This window comes from Lacticaseibacillus songhuajiangensis, assembly GCF_003946025.1.
Taxonomy (GTDB): domain Bacteria; phylum Bacillota; class Bacilli; order Lactobacillales; family Lactobacillaceae; genus Lacticaseibacillus; species Lacticaseibacillus songhuajiangensis.
Genome location: NZ_RHNR01000083.1, coordinates 1 through 2,562, shown reverse-complemented (window position 1 = coordinate 2,562; position 2,562 = coordinate 1). Strand labels below are relative to the sequence as shown.

General features: G+C 51.2%; 1 protein-coding gene. It reads right to left on the bottom strand.

The window, feature by feature from the left end; genetic code table 11:
* Positions 1-514: 514 nt before the first annotated feature.
* Complete coding sequence (locus EKM97_RS11800) at positions 515-2,179, bottom strand: peptide ABC transporter substrate-binding protein (protein WP_125572570.1); 1,665 nt, start codon at positions 2,177-2,179, stop codon at positions 515-517.
* Positions 2,180-2,562: the final 383 nt, after the last annotated feature.

Genomic DNA, 2,562 nt, shown 5'->3' with positions numbered 1-2,562 from the left:
AGTATTCGCAACGCTCCAAACGTTGCTTTCAGACCGGCCAGATGCGATTTCATGTCCCAAATACCGAGGTGAATAATCCAGGTTGGTTTAATTAGTTTGCGCGGCGGCGCAAGGCTTTATGTACTGCGACAGATGTCATCAATGTTCCTCCTCTCGCGTTTTGTTTGGCGCTTATGTGTCGGGAACTAACCCTTGAGAATCATCATACCGTTCGTTTTCTCATATTTCAAGCTATTTTTCTCATCAAAATTAGACTTTTTATCATCAAAAAAGAAGCCTGACAAAAATCTTAAGCACACTGACATTACATCGTGGTCGCGCGCCAAAAGGCAGCTACCTAACATACAAACAAGCACCGACCGGAATCCTAAGTTCGGGATTCCGGTCGGTGCCTGCTTGTATATCGGGAGCTAACCGCCTTCTGGCACAGCCCCTTCAACAAATCTTGCTGCTAGCGATGGCGGTCGCGAGCAGTACGTACTGCAATTAGGAGAGTTCTACATGGCTAGAACCATTACTTCAAAGAAACACCACGCCAGCCAGGTTCTGCGCCGGCCAGGTTTTCAACGAGACCCGTGATCTTCGGGTTCCGCAGGTAGGAGTATGTCTGCTGGAACAGTGGTACGACAGGCATGTCTTCGGTCATCTGTTTCTGAGCAGCAACCATAGCCTTCCAACGCGCCTTCTTGTTGGTACTGTTGTTCACAGTTTCCATCAGCTTGTGGTAGTTCGCGTTCTCGTAACCACCGAAGTTGTAGGTGTTACCCGTGTCTTCTAGGTTCAGGTAGGTTGCGGGATCGTTGTATTCCGCGTTCCAACCGGTGAGCACAAGGTCAAAGTTGCCGTCCATCAGGTACTGCACACGCGTGGTCTTTGGTACCGTGCGGATGGTCAGCTTCAGACCAGGCAGGTTCTTCTGCCACTGGCTCTGCAGGTATTCGGCGATGGACTTGTAGGTGTCGGTGTCGTCAACGGTCAGGGTCAGGTTAACGCTGGAAAGCCCGGTTTCCTTCAGTCCCTGCTTCCAAAGCTTAGTTGCCTTGGCTGCGTTGTAATCCGTGAGCGAGCTAACTTCAGCCGCCTTGGCGAAGTCGGTGCTGCCACCTGGCTCCGTCTGCATACCCTTGGCGGTCAAGCCGTTAGAAGCCAGTGAACCATCGGCCAGCACGTTCTTAACAAACTGCTTGCGGTTAAGCGCAACGGAGAAAGCCTGGCGAATCTTCTGGTTCTGCAGGGCCTTCAGGGCACTAGCGGAACTAGCCTTCTTCAAGTTGATGGCGATGTAGTTGCTGGAAGCTGCTTCAACTTCCTTGAACGCCTTGTTGTTCTTTTCGTTCTGAACCTGTTCGCCCTGCAGCTGGGTCTGGTCCAGCTGGCCGTTTTCAAACATGTTCAGACCGGTTGAAGGTTCCTTCACAACCTGGTACTTGACGCTGCTGAGTTTAACGGCGCTCTGGTTGTAATACTTCTTGTTTGGTACCAGTTTCCAGCTGTTGCTGGACCCGTTCCAATCAGTGAGCTTGAATGGGCCGTTGTAAGCCGTCTTCGCAGCTGTGGTCCCGTACTTCTTACCGTACTTTTCAACTACCTTTTGTTCCTCAGGCAGGAACGGTGCGGTCGCAACCAGCAGGTTCCAGTAAGAAACTGGGTGTTCAAGGGTCACAACGAATTTGTACTTACCTTCAGCTTTAACACCCAAGGTACTTGGGGCCTTCTTGCCGGCGGAGATGTCTGCCCCGTTCTTAACGGGCGCAAGCATGTAAGCGTTCTCGGCCGCGGTCTTTGGGTTCACGTTACGCTGCCAGGCATAAACAAAATCTTTCGCCGTAACAGGCGTCCCGTCGTTCCACTTCGCGTTCTTGCGGAGCGTATATGTATAAGTCTTGCCGTCTTTAGACATCTTGAAGCTCTTGGCCATGCCGGGTTCGATCTTACTGTTCTTACCAAGCAGGGACAGGCCTTCTTCAGTGTTGTTCAGGATTTCCGAACTGGTCGTGTCAACCGAGTGACTAGAGTCCATCGTTTCGATTTCACTGGCGATGGAAACCGCGATGCCTTTCTTCTGAGTGCTGCTTTGGGATGAGCTATTACCACAAGCAGCCAGTAGCAATAAAGAGCAACTAGCCGTAGCCAAAAGCAACAAGGGCTTGGCACCCTTACGCAAGGTATTCTGTTTCATGTATGTATCCTCCAAATGTCTGGTGTGACCCAGGAATGACGGATCGGTCGAACGGCAAAATTCGGCCGGTCGTGATTGCTAATATGTGTTTGTGCTGATTATCTTAACCGGACTTTATGGCAAAATCAAGCTATTTTTCACATAATTTTCTAGAAAATTCTAATTTTATTTCAGAAACTGCTCATACTGTCCGTCAGCGTAAGTCAGCGCCCGCAAGGGGGCGACCTGCTCTTTAAGCTGTTTTCATACCGCCGCAAGGCGGTGGAGTCGGCAACTCCGGTAGGAGTGCGCTTGGGCTTCGCTCCGCGGGAACTGCGTCGGCGGGGACCGTTCAGGCCTCCGTTGGAGTCCTTCACTGGCAGAATTGCCGCAAAATCGGCGTC